Here is an 18,566-nt window from a genome sequence, read left to right on the forward strand (position 1 = left end):
TGAAGCACCTTCCGATCCTACCGCTGGTACCGCTCCGGTCCAAGATCGCGGACATTGATGTCCGGCACCCGGCTGGAAATGATGTCGGCCAGGACCTTGGCCGAGCCGCAGGCCATGGTCCAGCCGAGCGTACCGTGGCCGGTGTTGAGATAGAGGTTGGAAAACTCGGTGCGGCCGATTAGCGGCGGCCCGTCCGGCGTCATCGGCCGCAACCCGCACCAAAAGGTCGCCGACCGCATGTCGCCGCTGCCTGGAAATAGGTCGCCGAGCGAATGTTCGAGCGTGCGCCGCCGCGATTCATGCAACGTCAGGTCGAAGCCGGAAATCTCCGCCGTGCCACCGACCCGGATGCGGCCGCCGAGCCTGGTGATCGCCACCTTGTAGGTCTCGTCCATCACCGTCGACACCGGTGCTGCGGCAGCATCCTTGATCGGCACGGTGATCGAATAGCCCTTGACCGGACAGACTGGGATGGGTCGTTTCAGGCTGCGCATGAACTTGGCCGAATAGCTGCCCATCGCCATCACATAGGCGTCGGCAGCCTTCCAACCCTTGCTCGTATTGATGTTGGCGATACGGTTGCGCTTGCGGACAATCCGCCTGATCGACGTGTCGTATTCGAAGGTAACGCCGCGCGCCGCGCAGAGCTCGGCCAGACGGTCGGTGAACATTTTGCAGTCACCGGTTTCGTCGCCCGGCAGTCGCAGACCTCCGACAAATTTTTCACGCACGCCTGCCAGCCCCGGCTCGGCCGCGATGCAGCCGTCGGGATCGAGAATCTCGTAGGGAACCCCGTATGTCTTCAGCACCTCGACATCGCCGGCAGTGCCGTCGAGCTGCTGTTGCGTGCGAAAAAGCTGCAGCGTTCCCTTGGCGCGCTCGTCATAGGCGATGCCGGTCGCCTCGCGCAGCGCTTTCAGCGTGTCGCGGCTGTATTCGGCCAAAGGCACCATGCGCGCCTTGTTCACCGCATAGCGCTCGGCCGTGCAGTTGCGCAGCATCCTGACCAGCCACACCCACATATGCGGATCGAGAGTCGCCCGCACCACCAGCGGACCATGCTTCATCAACAGCCATTTGATCGCCTTCAACGGGACGCCGGGACCGGCCCAGGGCGAGGCGTAGCCGGGCGAAATCTCGCCGGCATTGGCAAAACTGGTTTCCAGCGCCAGGCCCTTCTGGCGGTCGATCACCGTCACTTCATGGCCGGCCTCGGCGAGATAATAAGCGGTGGTGACCCCGATAACGCCGCCGCCAAGCACGAAGATCTTCATCGCATAGTTCTCCAGAACGACGTCTTGTCAGGGGTTTTGGGGCGGGGCATCGTGGCTTTCTGTCTGCCGGATTTTACGGCGTCCGCCAAGTGCTCAAGCATGTCGCCCAAAAGTACGCAGCGGTTTTGGGACAACGACATGCCTAAAAAAGCCCGCGCGCTATCCATTTACATAGCGCCGGTGAAAGCGGTGTCCGAGGCTGGTCAGGATTTCATAACCGATGGTGCCGGCATGGCCGGCCGCCTGGTCCACTGTCTGCGACGGTCCGATCAGTTCGACGAGATCGCCCGCCTTCAGCCTGTCGGGCGGCAGGGCCGAGATGTCGAGAACGATCGAATCCATCGATACACGGCCAAGGAACGGCAAGCGCACATTTTCGAACCAGGCGGCTGAGGCCGCGCGTCGATGCCAGCCATCGGCATAGCCTAGCGAGATCGTTGCGGCGACCAGCGAATCGGTCACGTGAAAAATATGGCCATAGCCAACGCCGGCTCCCCTATCGAGGCTGCGCGTCTGGATGACCTTTGCCTGAAGCCGCACCACCGGCAGCATCGGATTTTCCACCGCTGGCGCCGGATTGATGCCGTAGAGCGCCGCACCGGGCCGGGCGAGGTCGTAATGAAAGGGCTGCCCAAGAAAGATGCCGGAGGAGTTGGCTAGCGAAGCCGGCGCCGGTGGCAGCATCCTGCGCAGCCGCTCGAATTCCAGCCGCTGCTGCTCGTTGGCCGGATGCTCGGGCTCGTCGGCGCGAGCGAGATGGCTCATCACGAAGCTGACGTCGATACCGTCGAAAGCCTGCGGATCGGCATTGACGGCTGCCACCTCGGCTGCCGCCATGCCGAGCCGCGACATGCCGCTGTCGACCTGGATTGCAGCCTTGAGCTTGCGGCCGGCCCGCTGCGCCGCCGCGCGCCAGGCGGCGAGTTGGTCGGCGCTGTTGATGACGGCGCCCAGCTCCGCGTCGACGGCTTCGCTTTCGGCGCCCGGCTGAATGCCGTTCAGCACATAGATCGCTGGCCGTGCGCCGAGCGCCTGGCGCAGCAAGACCCCTTCGGTCGGATGCGCGACGAAAAAAGTAGCGCAGCCTTCGGCCGCCAGCGCCACCGCCACTTGGGCCCCGCCGAGCCCGTAGCCGTCGGCCTTGACGACACCCGCGCAGCCGACGCCACCCAAGCGCGCCTTTAGCCGCCGGTAATTTGTGCGGATGGCGCCGAGATCGACGGTCAATATGGCGCCGGCCGCCGCTTCGCTGATCGGCGCGGCTTTGACGGCGACCCTTTCAGAAAGGGATTTTTTGGAGGCCTCGTTCATGCCAACCCCGTCTGCAGCGGATTGGCCATCAATAAAGCCACCGCGCTGACGCGGCAACCGTGGTCGGCGCGAGCGCGGCTTGCGCCAAGCTACGCAACCAGATGCCGGAACGCCGCAACCACGTCCTCATAGACCTGACGCTTGAACGGCACGATCAGGTCGGGCAATTCCTGCATCGGCCGCCAAGCCCATTTGTCGAACTCGGCGGTGTGGCCGCCCGGTGGCGGATTGATCTCAATCTCGCTGACGTCGCCGTGAAAGCGGAAGGCGAACCATTTTTGCGTCTGGCCGCGATATTTCCCCTTGAAGGCGATGCCGACCAGATGGGCCGGCAGGTCGTAATATATCCAGTTCGGCGCCTCATCCAGCAACGAGACGCTGCGCATGCCGGTTTCCTCGTAGAGTTCCCGCTGCGCCGCCTGCAGCGGCTCTTCGCCCTTGTCGATGCCGCCCTGCGGCATCTGCCAGAGCTGCGTCGTGCCGGCGAATTCGCTGTCCGGCTCGGCAATGCGATGCCCGACCCAGACCAGCCCATCACCGTTGAGGACCATCAGTCCGACACAGCGACGATAAGGCAGCGTCTCGGGGTCGACCGGTTTTTTCTTCGTCATGCTCAACCTTTTTCCGGATCCACCGCCACTGCCGAAATCGGCACGATCTCGATGCCGCGTTTCTTGGCCTCGCTCACCCAAAACGACACGGTGTCGACCGTCAGGTCGAAGGCCGAGCCGATGCCGACAGCAAAGCCTTTCGCCCGCGCGGTGGCTTCCAGTTCGTCCAGCTTCTTCAATATGGCGCCGCGATCCCGCACGGCGTCGATCGACGTGTCACCGGCGGCGAACGGCACGCCGTTTTTCAACGCCAGGTCGGGCGCCAGGCTGCGCGCCGACGAACCGTCGTCGACATAAGCCAGGCCGCGCGTGCCGAGTTCGGCCATCAGCGGCCCCATCGCCGCCGCATCGGCCGAAAAACGCGCGCCCATATAGTTCATGACGCCGGTGTAGTTGGTCGTCCGCGACAGCGCCCAGCGCAAATTCTTCAAATTCTCATCCGCCGTCGCCGCGACCGTCAGCGTGTTGCGGCCGGGATTGACGTTCGGATAATCGAACGGTTCGAGCGGCACCTGCATGACGATCTCATGGCCTCTCTGCCGCGCCGCCTGCATCCATCGGCCGATGCTGTTGCCCTGCGGCGCAAAGCCCAGCGTCACTTCGGCCGGCAGCTTGGCGATGGCCGACTGCGTGCCGGTCTGCGACACGGCTAGCCCGCCGATGACAATCGCCACACGCGCACCGCGCGCACCGGACCACGGCCGCGCATAGACATCGAACGGCCGCCTGCCGTCAGCGGCACGAACCGGCAATGGGCCGGTTTCGCCGGCCTCGACCAGCGCCTTGTCGGGAATATGCGCGATCCTCAGGTTCTGGCCGATCGTCGAAGGGTCGCGAATGACAATGGCCGCCTTGGGCGGACCACCGTCAACTTCGGTCGGCATATGGATGATCTGCGGCCCGCCCATCTTGGATGCTGCTTCCGCCTTCGATGCCGGCTCCTTGGCCGGCACTGCGGGTTCGACCACCGCTGTCGTCTTCGGTGTCGAAACGGCGATTTCTTCCGGCTTTCGAAACGGCCTTTCGCGCAGCGCAATCGCGCCGGAGACGCCGATTACGGCCAGCACCAGAAGCGTGGCCGCGACCACACCGGCGCTGATCCTGCGGGCCGCGCGCGGCGGCCGGACTGCCTGCCCTAGCGGGCGTTCGATGTCGTTGCCGATGTCAGCCAAGCCGCATCCCCAGCCGCGGTTCCCCCGAATCAAACTGCCGGGGCCTTGCAGCCCCGGCAGCATTACATCGCTTCGATCAGGCAGCCAGACCTGTTGTCCGGCTGATCGACCTTTACCGGTTCAGCACTGCCCCTACTGGTTCAGCACTGCCTTGTCCGGATTCGGCGGGAACGCCGGATCGGTCTTTTCGCCGCGCAGCAGCTGCTCGGCAAAGATGAGCTGCAGGTCGTCCTTCGGCTCCGGCGGCACATAGGCTGCCGAGCCCGAACCGGTATCGCCCTCGTCGCTGCCCTTGATGTGGCCCTTGAGGTCCGACTCGCCGCGCGTCAGATCCCTGCCCTGCAGGTCCGGCGGCAACGGCTGGTCGACCTTGATGTCGGGCGTGATGCCCTTGCCCTGGATCGACTTGCCGGATGGCGTGTAATAGAGCGCCGTCGTCAGGCGCAGCGCGCCGTTCTCGCCGAGCGGGACGATGGTCTGTACCGAACCCTTGCCGAAGGACTGCGTGCCGACCACCGTGGCGCGGCGCAGATCCTGCAGCGCGCCGGCGACGATTTCGGACGCACTGGCCGAGCCGCCATTGACGAGCACGACCAGCGGCTTGCCGTCGATGTCGTCGCCCGGCCGCGCGTCGAAGCGGGTGACGTCCTTCGGATCGCGGCCGCGCGTCGAGACGATCTCGCCACGGGTGAGGAAGGCGTCGGACACGCTCACCGCCTGGTCGAGCAACCCGCCCGGATTGAGGCGCAGATCGAGCACGTAGCCCTTGAGCTTTTCGTTCGGCACCTGCTTCTTGATGGTGTCGATGGCGTTCTCGAGGTCGTCATGGGTCTTTTCGGTGAAGGAGGTGATCTTCATGTAGCCGATGTCGTTCTCGACTCGGAACTTGACCGCCTTGACCTTGATGATGTCGCGCACCACCGTCAGCTCGATCGGCTTGTCGGCGCCCTGGCGCAGGATAGTGAGCTTGATCGGCGTGTTGACCAGCCCGCGCATCTTCTCGACCGCGTCGTTGAGGCTCAGGCCGCGAACCTCCTCGCCGTCGATCTTGGCAATATAGTCGCCGGCAAGCACGCCCGCCTTGGCGGCCGGCGTATCGTCGATCGGCGTGATCACTTTGACCAGGTCGTTCTCCATGGTGACCTCGATGCCGAGGCCGCCGAACTCGCCCTTGGTCTGCACGCGCATGTCCTGCGCCTCTTCGGCGTTCATATACGAGGAGTGCGGGTCGAGCGAGGTAAGCATGCCGTTGATGGCGTTTTCGACCAGCGACTTGTCGTCGGGCGGCGTCACATATTGCGCCCGCACCCGCTCGAAGATGTCACCGAAGATCGCCAGCTGCTTATAGGTCTCGGAGCCCGCAGCGTTCGCCGTCGAGCCGGGGGCGCCATAGACCAGGCTCATCGCGGATGCGCCCATCAGCGCACCGGCAAACAGAAGCGAAAGTTTCCGCATCATCTCACGTCCTTCCAGAGAAACGGTCCGCCCACCATGGGGTCGGATCGACGGGTTTTCCATCCTTGCGGAACTCAACATAGAGTTCCGGCGTGGCATTTCCATTCTTCGATGCCGAGGTGCTCGCCACCCGGGCCTCTCCCATCGCGCCGACCGGCTCTCCTGCGAGCACCGACTGGCCAGACGCGACGCTGATTCTGCTCATCCCCGCGAGAACGACATGATAGCCGTCACCCGCGTTCAGGATCAAGAGTTGACCATAGGAGCGAAAAGGTCCCGCATAAAGCACATTTCCGTCCGCTGGCGCGGTGACGATGGCTCCCGATTGTGTCGCAACCATGTCACCGAGCATCACTGCGCCGTTACCGTCGCTGGCCCCGAACCGCCGCTTGATCTTGCCGGTGACGGGCAGCGCGATCTGCCCCAGAAGCGCCGAAAACGGTGCAGCGGCGGTGAGCCGGTTGGCCTCCGGCACCGGCAGGGCCGCCAGTTCCGTCTGTTCCGGGGCCTTCTGTGCCGGAGCCGTCTGCGCCGGAGCCTTGTCGGCGCCCGCTGCCTTCTGCTCTGCGGCCTTCTGCTCGGCTGCCTTCGCCGCGGCCGCCGCCTTGCGGGCCTTGTCTGCCTCGAGCGAGGCGATCAGTTCCTTTAGGCTGCCGGCCTTGGCCGCCAGTGCTTCGGATCGCTGCTTTTCCGCCGCCAGCGCCGTTTGCGTCTCGGCTTCGAGTTTCTGCTTGGCTTCGAGCAGCATGCCGAGCCGCTTCTTTTCCGCCGTCTGCTCGCCGACTGCCGCCGTCAGCCGCGCCCGCTCCGCCTCGATCGAGGCGGTCACCCGCGACTGCTCCTTGAGGTCCGCCAGCAATATCTCGGTCTGCAGGCGCAGTTCCGGCACCACGGCGCCGAGCAGAATGGCGCTGCGCACCGACGACAGCGCGTCCTCCGGCTTGACCAGGATGGCCGGCGGCGGATTGAGCCCCATGCGCTGCAGCGCGGCCAGCACCTCGGCCAGAACGTCGCGTCTGGCGGCCAGCGAGGCGCGGATTTTCTGCTCCTCGCCCTTCAGCCCTTCCAGCTTGGCACCGATGTCCTCGATGTCCTGGCCGAGCTTCTGTTCGGTCATTGCCGACTGGATCAGCGCCGCGGTGATCGAGGCATGGTCCTTCTTGACCGTCGCCATGTCGGCGGCGAGCTTGGCCAGCCGCTCGGACGACAGCGTGATCTCCTTCGACACCCGTTCGTATTCGGCGCGGCTCTGGTCCGGGTCAGGCGCCATGTCGAGCCTGTTCTGCGCCCACGCAGCGCCGAGCGACAGCATAAGCGCCGCCGCTGCCAAGCCGCAGCGCGCGCGCCAAAAGCCCGTTCGCGATTTCCAATCTTCAGACATTGAAGCCAGACCCTATGCGTGGCTTCGTTAACGAACCATCAACCATGTTCGAAGCCTCGCCAATCTAGCATAAACTCCCAGGCCTGGGACCAAAATCCCCGCGGCTGGGCCCTCGGTTCACCGGTTTTGGTTGGGTTCATGAACGATGGTAGGGATGACCCGAAAGAATAGTGGCGGCCCGGTAGAGCTGCTCGCCCAACATGACACGGACCAGTTGGTGCGGCCATGTCAACGCGCCGAACGACACCATCAGATCGGCCTGATCGCGCAGCGACTGATCGTGACCGTCGGCACCACCAATGGCAATGACAAGTGCCCTGCGCCCGCCATCACGCAACAGGCCGATGCGCCCGGCGAAATCCTCGGATGAAAAACTCTTGCCGCGTTCGTCGAGCAGCATCAGCGCGGTACCAGGCTGCAACTGCGTCTGCAGTTTCTGGCCTTCTTCGCGGCGACGCTCGTTGGCGGTCTGGGCGCGGCCCTCAGGAATCTCGACAACCCCTGAGAATTCGAGCCCCACGGCCGGCCCGCTCTTGGCGAAGCGCTCGAAATACCGGTCGGCGAGTTGCTTCTCGGGGCCGGCTTTCATCCGGCCCACGGCATGAACGGTAATTTTCATCCCTGCCTCGAAGAGCCGCTAATGCATGTCACCAAAAGTGGTCACCGGTTTTGGGAAACGACATGCATCAATCAAATGCGGCTCAGTGGAGGGTCTCTTCCTCGAGGTCCGGCGCTTGCCACATCTTTTCGAGATTGTAGAAGTCGCGGACTTCGGGACGGAAGACATGGACGATGATGTCGCCTGAATCGATCAGGACCCAGTCGGCGCCGGCCAGTCCCTCGACGCGCGCCGTGCCGAGCCCGGCATCCTTGAGCGCCTTGAGGAGATGATCGGCGACAGCCGAGACATGACGGTGCGATCGGCCGGACGCGATGACCATATAGTCACCGAGGCTCGATTTTCCCTGAATGTCGATTGAGACGATGTTTTCGGCCTTGGAGTCTTCCAGACTGGCAAGGACTGTCTTGATGGCGCGGGACACGGCGTCGTTTACGCTGATCCCGGCCGGCGAAGGCACGATGTCGGCCTTCTTCCAAAGTGCTGTTCTCAGTGTATTTCCTTTCGCAGCAAGAACAACCAAATCACCCTTCAAAGCAGGTGACACCCCTTAGATAGGCAGAGTTGCGTTGCAGTTTCAAGACTGCAGCCCTGCTGTAGCCAACGAAGAACCGTTCTTCCGGTTCCGCAGTTGAAGAAAAATCGGAACTCTTGTCGCCTGGCCTGGGTTATCGGCGCATTGACCAACCGGATCCCCCTCATGCCTATCGACCCTCAGAACGCTCTCCTCACCGTGCAGTCCGGCCTTGCGCAGCTCAGCGCGCTGATCCTCTCGTACTCCTTCTCGGCCATCGGCGCCGTCATCCTGCTGGTCCTCGGCTATACCATCGCCGGCCTTGCCCAGCGCTCGATCTATGCCGGCCTCGGCCATATCCATGGCTTCGACACGACGCTGCGCCACTTCTTCTCGAGGATCGTCCGCTACGCCATACTGATCCTCGTCGTCGTCATGGTGCTCGGCCAGTTCGGCGTCCAGACGACCTCGATCATTGCCGCCATTGGCGCCATCGGCCTAGCCATCGGCCTGGCGCTGCAGGGCACGCTGCAGAACATTGCCGCCGGCATCATGCTGCTGGCGCTGCGGCCATTCCGCATCGGCGAATATGTCGAGGTCGGCGCCATCGCCGGGACCATCGAGGAAATCGGCCTGTTCGCCACCACGCTGAGAACGGTCGATGGCGTCTACATCCTCGCCCCCAATTCGACGCTGTGGAACCAGCCTGTCCGCAACTATACGCGCAACGGTGCCCGCCGTGGCGACATCACGCTGACCATCGGCTCCTGGAACGACATCGATTTCGCGCAGAAGACCATGCTTGACGTCGCCGCCACCGAGCGACGCGTCAGGCGGGAGCCGGCGCCGATTGCCTTTGTGGCGACCGTCGGCGACAGCAACGTCGCCATCACATTGCGCTACTGGACCTCGGCTGCGGATTTCTTCGCCACCCAGATCGATCTCACCAAACGCGCCAAGCAGGCTTTCGACAGCGAAGGCATTTCTATACCCGCGCCACCACCGGAAGCGCCACGGCAGGAAGCCGCCACCAGACAGTGAGATAATCAATTGCCGGCGTAGGTCTACTTGGACGCGCGACGCTGCTCTTCGGATGGGAAAGCGAGGTCGACTGGCAGCGGTGCCTGCGCCGTCATCGGCGCGAAATTGCCGGTCTCGGCAGCGGGAACAGGCGACATCGCCACCACACGCCACAGCACGAACAAGCAAAAGGCAGCGGCAATTACGATGGCCACATAGATGAAAGCCTGCGTTCCGTAGACAGCGGAAAGCCCGGTCACGATGCCGGGCACGATGAAGCCGGACAGCGACCACGCAAACAGCAGCGAACTGGACAGCGCCACCATGTCGTCCTTGCCGGCGCGGTCGGCGGCATGCGCGCTGGCCAGCGAATAGATCGATTCCGATGCGCCGTCCCAGACCACGTAGATGACGACCAGCGCCGCCAGCGCTCCACCGTCGAAGCCGAGGGCGAACAGGCCCGCCACCGTGGCAAGCGCCGAAGCGGCGGCCAGCACAAAGCGCCGGTCGGTGCGGTCGGAAATCCAGCCGAGCGGGATCTGCAGGATCAATGTGCCGACAGGCATCGCCGACAAAAGCAGCGCCACATCTGCCTGGCTGTAGCCCCTGGCCGTGGCATGGATCGGCGCGAAGCCCGAAATCGTCATCGACAGGCCACCGACGGCAAGCATGCCGGCCACGCCCACCGGCGAAATCCGCCAGGCCCGGCCAAGCGCGACCGACGCCGCCTGCGGCGGCGGTGGCTGGGCGAGCCGCGTCAGCCCAACAGGAAGGATCGACAGCGCGGTGAAGGCGATGCCGATCAACGGCGCGTCCGCAGCCCTTATGTCGATCAGCGCCAGTGTGGAGTAGCCGACACCGAGCCCGGCGACATAGGCGACGTAGAAGAAGGCCATGACCCTGCCGCGTATGGCGTTGGCGACGACGTCGTTCAGCCAGCTTTGCGCAACGATGAACAAGCCGCATATGGCAAAGCCATAGAGCGCGCGTGCTGCGATCCACGACAGCGGGTGCGGCCCGGCCCCGACGGCGGCGTTCGACAGCACGATCAAGGCCGACAGCGCCATGAACGCGCGAGCATGGCCGACGCGCCGCACCAGCGGACCGGTCAGGATGCAGCCTGCCAGGCCGCCGGCCGAAAGGCCGGTGACGATCAGCCCGGCCCAGGTCGGATCGAAGCCCTCGGCGCCGAGCCGGACCGGGATATAGGCGAACATCAGTCCGTTGCCGACCGCAACCAGCGCCATCGATAGGAGGACGCTGGCAATGGCGATCGCCGGGGCTGGCGGACTGCCCTGCGCCGGATCGCGTCTGGTCTGGTTTCGCTCGAGAATCGCCATGCCGGCGCAGGATCGCCCACGGATCGGGGAAAAGCAGCCGCAAATGCGACATCAGCGGTCTTCCCTTCTCCCACAACAAGGGGAGAAGGAGACTCCTATCCGTTCGCCGAATTGCGGATCGCGGTCGACGACAGCGACGAGCGCGGACCGTGGATGAAGGTCCAGGCCGGCGCCTTCATGCGGGCGAGCCGCGGCGCGTCGCCTTCGTCGACACGCGCGTAATCGAAGGTCTTGGCGACGACGGACGACAGGAACGACAGCGTCGCGCCAGGGCGGTCGATCACCGCGATCGGAAACGTCATCACGATCTGACGCCAGCGCTGCCAGCGGTGGAAATCACGAAGCGAATCGGCGCCCATGATCCAGACGAAGTCGACGCCCGGGTTGCGCGCCTTGACCAGGGCCAGCGTGTCGGCGGTGAAGCGGACATAATGGGTCGCCTCGAAGGCGGTGACCTTGACCTTCGGGTTCCGGGCGATCTGCTCGGACAGGCGCAGCCGCTCGGCCAGCGGCGCCAGTTCCCGCGCGCTCTTGAGCGGATTGCCCGGCGTCACCATCCACCACAACTGATCGAGCGCCAGACGTCTGAGCGCGACCTCGGCAACCAGTGCGTGGCCGGCATGGGCAGGATTGAACGAGCCGCCGAACAGCCCGACGGCCAAGCCCTTTCCGGCATGCGGCATGTGAAGGTAGCGAGAGGGGACGGGTTGTTCGGAAGGGGAGAGCATCGTGCTAAGCACCCCCCTCTGTCCTGCCCTCTTTGCCAAAACTTGGCATCTCCCCCGCAAGGGGGGAGATTGGCGGCTTCATCGCAGCCGCAAATCTTGCAGCGTCGGCGATTGGCGAAAACAGAAACGACATCCGATCTCCCCCCTTGCGGGGGAGATGTCCGGCAGGACAGAGGGGGGTGGCTGGGCGCACGCCTCTCAGGCTCTAACCGCGAATAGCTTCAAGGCCTCACCTGTCCGGTCCCACGCACGCGGTACTTGAACGAGGTCAGTTGCTCGACACCGACCGGGCCGCGCGCATGCATTTTGCCGGTGGCGATGCCGATCTCGGCGCCCATGCCGAATTCGCCACCATCGGCGAATTGGGTCGAGGCATTATGCAGAAGGATCGCCGAATCGATCTCATTGAAGAACCGTTCGACCGCGCTGGCATCCTCGGCGACGATCGCCTCGGTGTGGTGCGATGAAAAATTCTCGATATGCTCGATCGCGCCGGCAACGCCGTCGACTAGTTTTGCCGCGATGATGGCATCGAGATATTCGCTCACCCAGTCGGCGTCGGTCGCCGGCTGGGCGTCGGCGAACACTTTCAGCACCTCGGCGTCGGCGTGGATTGCGCACCCTGCCGCGCGTAACGCCTCAAGGATCGGCACCAAATGGGTGGAGGCAACAGCGCGGTCGACCAGCAGCGTCTCCGCCGCGCCGCAGACGCCGGTGCGCCGCATCTTGGCGTTGACCGCGATGCTGACCGCCATGTCGAGATCAGCCGAGCGGTCGATGTAGAGATGGCAGATGCCTTCGAGATGAGCGAAGACCGGCACCCGCGCCTCGTTCTGGACGCGTTCGACCAGGTTCTTGCCGCCGCGCGGAATGATGACGTCGATATTGCCGGAAAGCCCTTTCAGCATCTCGCCGACAGCGGCGCGGTCGGCGGTCGGCACCAGCTGGATGGCATCCTCCGGCAGCTTGGCCGTCTTCAGCCCTTCGACCAGGCAGGCATGGATAGCCGCCGAGGAGTAGAGCGAATCCGAGCCGCCGCGCAGGATCACCGGATTGCCGGCCTTGAGGCAAAGCGCACCGGCATCGGCCGTCACGTTCGGCCGGCTCTCATAGATGACGCCGACGACGCCGAGCGGTGTGCGCACGCGCTCGATATGCAGGCCGTTCGGCCGGTCCCATGCGGCGATGACATCGCCGATCGGATCGCGCAATTCGGCGATTTCGCGGATTCCGTCGGCCATTGCGCGAATGCGGGCAGGATCGAGCTTCAGCCGGTCCATGGACGAGGCGGAAAGCCCCGACTCGTGGCCGTTCGAGATGTCGATGGCATTGGCGTCGAGAATATCCTGCTCGCGGCGGATAATCGCCTCCGCCATGGCGATAAGTGCGGCGTTCTTGGCGGCGGTCGTGGCGATGGCCAGCGGGCGGGCAGCAGCGCGGGCGCGGCGGCCGATATCGGCCATCAGCGCTACCGTGTCGTCCCGGGATTTTTCATGCAGCTTCAGCATGGCTCATCCTCCGCAATGTGCCTGGTCACCGGCCACTACTTGGTCACCCGAATGGTTCACCACAAGGTCGTCGCGGTGGATCATCGCCGAGCGCGCTTCGTAGCCAAGCACGGTTTCGATCTCAGCTGTTTTCAAGCCTGCAATCCTTACGGCATCGGCGGCATCGTAGGCAACCAGTCCGCGCGCGATCTCGCGGCCTTCGGGCGACAGGATCGCCACTGTGTCGCCGCGCGAGAAATTGCCGCTGACCAGCTTGACGCCGGCCGGCAGCAGCGACTTGCCCGACAACAGCGCGCCGATGGCGCCGGCATCGACGGTCAGTCGACCGGCCGGTTCGAGCTGCCCGGCGATCCACGTCTTATAGCCTTTGACCGGGTTAGCGCTCGGCCGGAAGAACGTCGCCCGCTCGCCACGCTCGATCGCCAGCAGCGGCGACAGGCGGGTGCCTGATGTGATGATCATGGCAGTGCCGGCGGCGGTGGCAATCTTGCCGGCGTCGAGCTTGGTGCGCATGCCGCCGCGCGAAAACTCCGAAGCGGCCGCACCTGCCATCGCCTCGATCTCGGCGGTGATGCGGTCGACGATCGGAATGAACCGGGCTTGCGGGTCGCGCGCCGGCGGCGCGGTGTAGAGCCCGTCAATGTCGGAGAGCAGCACCAAGAGATCGGCGCCCATCATCGTGGCGACCCGCGCCGCCAGCCGGTCATTGTCGCCATAGCGAATTTCGGAGGTTGCCACCGTGTCGTTCTCGTTGATGACCGGCACCGCCTTCATCTTCAGCAGCGTCGAGATCGTCGCGCGCGCATTGAGATAGCGGCGGCGCTCTTCGGTGTCGCCGAGCGTCAGGAGGATCTGGCCCGATTTCAGGCTGCCCTTGCCGAGCGCATCCGACCAGGCGCCAGCCAGGGCAATCTGCCCGACGGCGGCCGCCGCCTGGCTCTCCTCGAGCTTTAGCGCCCGCTTGCCGAGGTCTAAAATGGTGCGACCAAGCGCGATGGCGCCGGACGACACGACGAGGATCTCTGCGCCACCTTCGGCCAGCACTGAGATGTCGCCGGCAAGCGAGGCCAGCCAGTCGCGCTTCAGGCCTGTCGTGCGGTCGACAAGCAGCGCCGAACCGATCTTGACGGTGATGCGCCGGTATTTTCTCAGCGACTGCGCGGCCATCGCTATCTCCAGCGCGTCTCGACCGGAGTGGCGACAGCTTCGCGCGCCTCCGCCACGACCGCCATCAGCGCCCGCAGAACGGCTTCGACGCCTTCGCCGGTGACGGCGGACAAAAGCATCGGCGCGCGGCCGGCGGCGCGTTTCAGCGAAGCGACCTTCTTCTTGCGTGCGTCGGCATCGAGCGTGTCGACCTGGGAAAGTGCTACGATCTCGACCTTCTCGACCAGCCCATGGCCATAGGCGTCGAGTTCGGCGCGAACGGTTTTGTAGGCCTTCCCCGGATTTTCTTCCTGCGCGGAGACGAGGTGCAGAAGGACGCGCGTGCGTTCGACATGTCCGAGGAAACGGTCGCCGATGCCGACGCCTTCATGCGCGCCTTCGATCAGGCCGGGAACATCCGCGATGACGAACTCGCGCCCGTCGATGCGGGCCACACCGAGACCCGGATGCAGCGTGGTGAAGGGATAATCGGCGATCTTCGGCTTGGCTGCGGTGACGGCGGCGAGAAAAGTCGACTTGCCGGCATTGGGCAGGCCAACCACGCCGGCATCGGCGATCAGCTTGAGCCTGAGCCAGATGTTGAGCTCTTCGCCCGGCTGGCCGGGGTTGGCGCGGCGCGGCGCCTGGTTGGTCGAGGTCTTGAAATGCTGGTTGCCGAAGCCGCCATTGCCGCCCTTGGCCAAAAGGAAGCGCTGGCCGACCACAGTCAGGTCGCAGATCAGCGTCTCGTTGTCCTCAGCAAAGACCTGCGTTCCCGCCGGCACTTTCAGCGTGACGTCGGCGCCTTTGGCGCCGGTCATGTTGCGGCCCATGCCGTGCGTACCGGTCTTGGCCTTGAAATGCTGCTGATAGCGATAATCGATCAGCGTGTTCAGCCCATCGACCGCCTCCACCCAGACATCGCCGCCACGGCCGCCGTCGCCGCCATCGGGGCCGCCGAACTCGATGAACTTTTCGCGCCGGAACGACACCGAACCGGCGCCGCCGTCGCCGGAGCGGATGTAGACCTTGGCTTGATCGAGAAATTTCATCGGATTGCTGAGTTTCTGCTAGTGGCCTTGCGGCATTGCTCTAAACCTTCGGCACTGCTCTAAACCAAGGCGGGGCGAAGGGCGAGGCTGTTTATGAACATGGCCGGAGTCGCAATGAAGCTCGTAACCTACAACATCCATTACGGCGTCGGTCTTGACGGCCGCTACGATGTCGGCCGCATCGCCGATGCCGTGCGCGGCGCCGACGTGATCGCGCTGCAGGAGGTCTCGCGCAACAACCCCAACAATGGTGGCCGCGACATGGTGGCCGAGCTCGGCGAGGCGCTGCCCGAATACTTCGCCGTCTACGGCAGCAATTTCGAGGCCAATATCGGCTCGCGTCTGGAAAACGGCCGCGCCATCACCACCACCTTCCAGCTCGGCAACATGGTGCTGTCGAAAACGCCCGTTCATCTGTCGCGCAATCTCCTCTTGCCGCGCAGCCGCAGTTTCGAAGTGATGAATTTCCAGCGCGGCGCACTGGAGGCGCTGATCGAGACGCCGCTTGGTTTCATCCGCTTCTATTCCACCCATCTCGACCATCGCAGCCCGGTCGAACGCGCCAGCCAGATCCGGTTTCTGCGCCAGCGCCTGTTGAACTATGCGATCGAGGGCGGCGCGCTGTCGGGCGTCGCCGAAGTTGGCCTGCCAGACCTGCCTTGTCCCGAAGGCTTCGTCGTCATGGGCGACTTCAACATGCTGGCCGGATCGCCGGAATATGTCGAACTCACCGGCCGCCTGGATCACGAATTCGGCATGCCGGTGACCGCCGATCTTGCCGTCGATGTCGCCCTGCGCCTTGCCGCCACAGGCGCCGATCTCGTCACCTGGGTCGACCCCAAGCGGCCTGACAATGCCAGCCGCCACAAGCGCATCGACTATGTCTTCACCAGCGCCTCGCTCGCCAAATCGCTGAAGCGCCTGTGGGTCGACCGGCAAGCAGTCGGCTCGGACCACCTGCCGGTCTGGGTCGAGATGGCCTGACCGGCGTCCATCAGAAATGCACCCAGTTCCGCAGGCTGGTCCAGGTCTTGCGATCGAGACGGTAGCGCTCGACGGGCACCTGGCCAGCGACGATCGAGTTCAGCATGCCCTGGCCGGCATATTGGAAGCCGCATTTGTGAATGACCCGGCGCGAGGCCGGATTGATGACCCGCGTCGAGGCATGCAGCACCTGGATCGCCGTCTTCTGGAAGGCGAGGTCGACCAGCGCATGCGCGGCTTCCGTCGCATAGCCGCGCTTCCAGTAGGGCTCGCCGATCCAGTAGCCGAGCTCCAGCCCGCGATCGGTGGTGTTGAGGCCGGCGCAACCGACGAACGTTTCAGTACCAGCCAGCGTCAAGGCATAGGCAATCCCGGCCCGGCGCGATGCCGTCATGGCGAGGAAGGCGCGTGCTTCGGCCTCGCCATAGGGGTGCGGCATACGGGCCAGCATCTCGGCGACGTGGCGGTTGTCGGCGAGCACCACCAGTTGCTCGATATCGCTTTCGCGCGGCGCCCGCAGGACCAGCCGCTCGGTCACCAGGACCGGGCAATCTATCGCGTAACTTTCACCGTCTGTATCTTCCGCTTCGGCAACCATGTCAGTCCTCCAGGCACAAGAAAAAGGGGAGATGGAAACCCATCTCCCCTGATCCATTTCCTGGCTTGGCCAGACACCGGTTCCCGAGATGGGTGCCGGTGTTCTCGTACGGAACCGGCTACTCCGCGGCCTTCGTCATCGGGTTCACCGATACGTAGGTTCGGCCATTGGCTTTTTTGTTGAAGGTGACTGCGCCAGCTTCGAGCGCAAACAGCGTGTGATCCGTGCCAATGCCGACATTGGTACCGGGATGCCACGTCGTGCCGCGCTGACGAATAATGATGTTGCCCGGAATCACGGCTTCGCCGCCGAACTTCTTCACGCCGAGCCGCTTGGAATGGGAGTCGCGACCATTGCGCGACGAACCGCCAGCTTTCTTGTGTGCCATCTAACTAACTCCGATGCGCCGCACGGGCGCTTAAAGGTCTTATGAACGCGTTCGCGTTCCGTTTCAAGTCCGAACCGGCGACGATCGCGCCGGGCCGCTTTACTTCTTTGCTAATTCCTTGGCCTGCTCGCGCCAGTCCATGATCTGGTCGGCGCTGAACGGCATATGCTCGTCGATCTTGGCGACATCCTTATCGGACAGCTTGGCGATCTGGGCGAAGGTCGTGATGCCCTGTTCGTTCAACTGGCCGGCCGCGACCGGGCCGATGCCCTTGATCACGGTCAGATCGTCCGGCTCGCCCTTCGGTGCCTTGAACAGCGGAGCGGCGGTTTCGCTTGCCTTGGCTTCCTTCTTCGGCGCAGCCTCTGCCTTGGCTTCCTTCTTCGGAGCAGCCTTTGCCTCGGTCTTGGCCGCGGCCTTTTTCGTCGGCTTGGCACCATCCAGCAGGATCTCGGCGATCCGCACGGTGGTCAAAAGCTGGCGATGGCCGATCTTGCGGCGCGAATTCTGCCGGCGGCGCTTCTTGAAGGCGATGACCGTGCGGTTCTTGCCCTGTTCGACGACTTCGGCGGTGACCAGGGCGCCGTCGACGAACGGCGCGCCGAACGTGACATTCTCGCCCTCGCCATGCGCGAGCACGTGGCCAATCTCAACGATATCGCCGACCTGGCCTTCGACTTTTTCGATCTTCAGGAGATCGTTGGCGGCGACGCGATACTGCTTGCCGCCCGTTTTGATGACTGCGAACATTTTTTGCCTTTCGCTGTTCGGTCGGCCTTGATGAACCGCTTCAGGCGGTTCGGCCGTCTTTTTGTCAGTCTGCGGGTTCAAAAAACAAGCGGCGCGGAAGAACCCTCCACGCCGATTGCGCGCTGTCCCTAACCGAAGGTTCGGCGCGAGTCAAGGCAAACGGCCAGGCAACGGCCAGTAGCGAGCAGCCGAACGTTCAGGCCTAGCGCGCGGCAACACCGAGAGCCGGGCGGCAAGCCCGACAAGAAGCCGGATCGCCGGGCAGATTGGCCCTTGTAACCTGTCCGTCCAGCCGTTATCTAGTGCGCCGCGCCGGCAACGGCGGACCATGACCGCGGAGAGGTGGCAGAGTGGTCGAATGCACCGCACTCGAAATGCGGCATGGGTGCAAGCCCATCGGGGGTTCGAATCCCTCCCTCTCCGCCAGAAAGCCGCTAAATAACTGCTTTCACTACGCTTTTTCGGCCCAATTTTAGGCAGCTCTCCGACCTGGTACAGAAACCTGGGCCAGAATGGAGGATGGCGTGCCACGATCCACGCCACGTGTCGTCAGACGGGCACATACCTACTACTTCCGGATGGCGATACCACGGCACTTGACGCATCGGCTGACAGGGCATGAGATCAAGGTCTCGCTGCGGACGGCGGACCCTCTTGTCGCAAGGCTGCGAGGGACCAGCCTAAGCAACGCATTGGACACACTTCTGCTTAGGCT

General features: G+C 64.1%; 18 protein-coding genes, 1 tRNA gene and 1 pseudogene. 4 read left to right on the forward strand and 16 right to left on the reverse strand.

Annotation, left to right across the window (positions count from 1 at the left end; all coding sequences use genetic code 11):
• Positions 1-17 precede the first annotated feature (17 nt).
• The 8 genes from AC0L3I_RS01365 to rsfS form a co-directional block, all read right to left on the reverse strand.
• Positions 18-1,274: a D-amino acid dehydrogenase gene (locus tag AC0L3I_RS01365; protein ID WP_473525712.1), complete on the reverse strand. Its 1,257-nt coding sequence runs from the start codon at positions 1,272-1,274 to the stop codon at positions 18-20.
• A 159-nt stretch (positions 1,275-1,433) separates the two neighbouring features.
• The gene (gene alr / locus AC0L3I_RS01370; RefSeq protein WP_473525713.1) at positions 1,434-2,585 is read right to left on the reverse strand and encodes an alanine racemase; all 1,152 of its coding nucleotides are present in this window, start codon (positions 2,583-2,585) and stop codon (positions 1,434-1,436) included.
• An 89-nt stretch (positions 2,586-2,674) separates the two neighbouring features.
• Positions 2,675-3,196: an RNA pyrophosphohydrolase gene (locus AC0L3I_RS01375; protein ID WP_473525714.1), complete on the reverse strand. Its 522-nt coding sequence runs from the start codon at positions 3,194-3,196 to the stop codon at positions 2,675-2,677.
• A 2-nt stretch (positions 3,197-3,198) separates the two neighbouring features.
• Positions 3,199-4,368 carry a divergent polysaccharide deacetylase family protein gene (locus AC0L3I_RS01380; protein ID WP_473525715.1) on the reverse strand — a complete coding sequence of 390 codons (1,170 nt, stop codon included), beginning with the start codon at positions 4,366-4,368 and terminating at the stop codon, positions 3,199-3,201.
• 132 nt (positions 4,369-4,500) lie between these two features.
• A complete protein-coding gene (locus AC0L3I_RS01385) occupies positions 4,501-5,826 on the reverse strand; it encodes a S41 family peptidase (RefSeq protein ID WP_095495435.1) in 1,326 nt (441 codons plus the stop codon).
• Position 5,827: 1 nt separating this feature from the next.
• Complete coding sequence (locus tag AC0L3I_RS01390) at positions 5,828-7,204, reverse strand: murein hydrolase activator EnvC family protein (protein ID WP_473525716.1); 1,377 nt, start codon at positions 7,202-7,204, stop codon at positions 5,828-5,830.
• A gap of 136 nt (positions 7,205-7,340) precedes the next feature.
• On the reverse strand, positions 7,341-7,823 hold the full coding sequence (gene rlmH, locus AC0L3I_RS01395) for a 23S rRNA (pseudouridine(1915)-N(3))-methyltransferase RlmH (RefSeq protein WP_473525717.1): 483 nt from the start codon (positions 7,821-7,823) through the stop codon (positions 7,341-7,343).
• A gap of 82 nt (positions 7,824-7,905) precedes the next feature.
• Complete coding sequence (rsfS, locus tag AC0L3I_RS01400; protein WP_023800052.1) at positions 7,906-8,283, reverse strand: ribosome silencing factor; 378 nt, start codon at positions 8,281-8,283, stop codon at positions 7,906-7,908.
• 240 nt (positions 8,284-8,523) lie between these two features.
• Between rsfS and AC0L3I_RS01405 the strand changes: the two genes are divergently transcribed.
• Positions 8,524-9,378, forward strand: coding sequence for a mechanosensitive ion channel family protein (locus AC0L3I_RS01405; RefSeq protein WP_473525718.1), 855 nt, complete (start codon positions 8,524-8,526; stop codon positions 9,376-9,378).
• Between the two features lie 23 nt (positions 9,379-9,401).
• Here the strand turns inward: AC0L3I_RS01405 and AC0L3I_RS01410 are convergent, their stop codons facing one another.
• The 5 genes from AC0L3I_RS01410 to obgE form a co-directional block, all read right to left on the reverse strand.
• Entirely contained in the window at positions 9,402-10,697 is a 1,296-nt protein-coding gene (locus tag AC0L3I_RS01410) for an MFS transporter (protein ID WP_473525719.1), read from the reverse strand.
• Positions 10,698-10,792: 95 nt separating this feature from the next.
• The gene (locus tag AC0L3I_RS01415) at positions 10,793-11,380 is read right to left on the reverse strand and encodes a nicotinate-nucleotide adenylyltransferase (RefSeq protein WP_473486382.1); all 588 of its coding nucleotides are present in this window, start codon (positions 11,378-11,380) and stop codon (positions 10,793-10,795) included.
• Positions 11,381-11,646: 266 nt separating this feature from the next.
• Positions 11,647-12,933 (reverse strand): glutamate-5-semialdehyde dehydrogenase, encoded by a 1,287-nt coding sequence (locus AC0L3I_RS01420; RefSeq protein ID WP_473525720.1) that lies wholly within the window; start codon positions 12,931-12,933, stop codon positions 11,647-11,649.
• Between the two features lie 3 nt (positions 12,934-12,936).
• Positions 12,937-14,100 (reverse strand): glutamate 5-kinase, encoded by a 1,164-nt coding sequence (gene proB / locus AC0L3I_RS01425; RefSeq protein ID WP_473525721.1) that lies wholly within the window; start codon positions 14,098-14,100, stop codon positions 12,937-12,939.
• Positions 14,101-14,102: 2 nt separating this feature from the next.
• Positions 14,103-15,131, reverse strand: a complete 1,029-nt coding sequence (gene obgE / locus AC0L3I_RS01430; RefSeq protein ID WP_473525722.1) for a GTPase ObgE — start codon at positions 15,129-15,131, stop codon at positions 14,103-14,105.
• 114 nt (positions 15,132-15,245) lie between these two features.
• On the opposite strand from obgE, the gene AC0L3I_RS01435 reads away from it, so the two are divergent.
• Complete coding sequence (locus tag AC0L3I_RS01435) at positions 15,246-16,115, forward strand: endonuclease/exonuclease/phosphatase family protein (protein ID WP_473525723.1); 870 nt, start codon at positions 15,246-15,248, stop codon at positions 16,113-16,115.
• A 10-nt stretch (positions 16,116-16,125) separates the two neighbouring features.
• Here the strand turns inward: AC0L3I_RS01435 and AC0L3I_RS01440 are convergent, their stop codons facing one another.
• The 3 genes from AC0L3I_RS01440 to AC0L3I_RS01450 form a co-directional block, all read right to left on the reverse strand.
• The gene (locus AC0L3I_RS01440; RefSeq protein WP_123151138.1) at positions 16,126-16,713 is read right to left on the reverse strand and encodes a GNAT family N-acetyltransferase; all 588 of its coding nucleotides are present in this window, start codon (positions 16,711-16,713) and stop codon (positions 16,126-16,128) included.
• Between the two features lie 118 nt (positions 16,714-16,831).
• Positions 16,832-17,101: a 50S ribosomal protein L27 gene (rpmA, locus tag AC0L3I_RS01445; RefSeq protein WP_023678077.1), complete on the reverse strand. Its 270-nt coding sequence runs from the start codon at positions 17,099-17,101 to the stop codon at positions 16,832-16,834.
• Positions 17,102-17,200: 99 nt separating this feature from the next.
• Positions 17,201-17,851: a 50S ribosomal protein L21 gene (locus AC0L3I_RS01450; RefSeq protein ID WP_473525724.1), complete on the reverse strand. Its 651-nt coding sequence runs from the start codon at positions 17,849-17,851 to the stop codon at positions 17,201-17,203.
• Between the two features lie 336 nt (positions 17,852-18,187).
• Here AC0L3I_RS01450 and AC0L3I_RS01455 point away from each other — a divergent pair.
• Both AC0L3I_RS01455 and AC0L3I_RS01460 read left to right on the forward strand, forming a co-directional pair.
• Positions 18,188-18,277, forward strand: a tRNA-Ser gene (locus tag AC0L3I_RS01455).
• 86 nt (positions 18,278-18,363) lie between these two features.
• Positions 18,364-18,546 (forward strand): annotated as a pseudogene (locus AC0L3I_RS01460) (DUF6538 domain-containing protein); the annotation flags it as partial.
• Positions 18,547-18,566 lie beyond the last annotated feature (20 nt).

The sequence above is a fragment of the Mesorhizobium sp. WSM4840 genome, assembly GCF_055811755.1.

What these genes read in the sequence shown, in the direction of transcription:
- AC0L3I_RS01365 (WP_473525712.1), bottom strand. Translation starts at nt 1,274, where the DNA reads ATGAAGATCTTCGTGCTTGGCGGCGGCGTTATCGGGGTCACCACCGCT.
- alr (WP_473525713.1), bottom strand. Translation starts at nt 2,585, where the DNA reads ATGAACGAGGCCTCCAAAAAATCCCTTTCTGAAAGGGTCGCCGTCAAA.
- AC0L3I_RS01375 (WP_473525714.1), bottom strand. Translation starts at nt 3,196, where the DNA reads ATGACGAAGAAAAAACCGGTCGACCCCGAGACGCTGCCTTATCGTCGC.
- AC0L3I_RS01385 (WP_095495435.1), bottom strand. Translation starts at nt 5,826, where the DNA reads ATGATGCGGAAACTTTCGCTTCTGTTTGCCGGTGCGCTGATGGGCGCA.
- AC0L3I_RS01390 (WP_473525716.1), bottom strand. Translation starts at nt 7,204, where the DNA reads ATGTCTGAAGATTGGAAATCGCGAACGGGCTTTTGGCGCGCGCGCTGC.
- rlmH (WP_473525717.1), bottom strand. Translation starts at nt 7,823, where the DNA reads ATGAAAATTACCGTTCATGCCGTGGGCCGGATGAAAGCCGGCCCCGAG.
- AC0L3I_RS01405 (WP_473525718.1), top strand. Translation starts at nt 8,524, where the DNA reads ATGCCTATCGACCCTCAGAACGCTCTCCTCACCGTGCAGTCCGGCCTT.
- AC0L3I_RS01410 (WP_473525719.1), bottom strand. Translation starts at nt 10,697, where the DNA reads ATGGCGATTCTCGAGCGAAACCAGACCAGACGCGATCCGGCGCAGGGC.
- AC0L3I_RS01415 (WP_473486382.1), bottom strand. Translation starts at nt 11,380, where the DNA reads ATGCCGCATGCCGGAAAGGGCTTGGCCGTCGGGCTGTTCGGCGGCTCG.
- AC0L3I_RS01420 (WP_473525720.1), bottom strand. Translation starts at nt 12,933, where the DNA reads ATGCTGAAGCTGCATGAAAAATCCCGGGACGACACGGTAGCGCTGATG.
- proB (WP_473525721.1), bottom strand. Translation starts at nt 14,100, where the DNA reads ATGGCCGCGCAGTCGCTGAGAAAATACCGGCGCATCACCGTCAAGATC.
- obgE (WP_473525722.1), bottom strand. Translation starts at nt 15,131, where the DNA reads ATGAAATTTCTCGATCAAGCCAAGGTCTACATCCGCTCCGGCGACGGC.
- AC0L3I_RS01435 (WP_473525723.1), top strand. Translation starts at nt 15,246, where the DNA reads ATGAAGCTCGTAACCTACAACATCCATTACGGCGTCGGTCTTGACGGC.
- AC0L3I_RS01440 (WP_123151138.1), bottom strand. Translation starts at nt 16,713, where the DNA reads ATGGTTGCCGAAGCGGAAGATACAGACGGTGAAAGTTACGCGATAGAT.
- rpmA (WP_023678077.1), bottom strand. Translation starts at nt 17,101, where the DNA reads ATGGCACACAAGAAAGCTGGCGGTTCGTCGCGCAATGGTCGCGACTCC.
- AC0L3I_RS01450 (WP_473525724.1), bottom strand. Translation starts at nt 17,851, where the DNA reads ATGTTCGCAGTCATCAAAACGGGCGGCAAGCAGTATCGCGTCGCCGCC.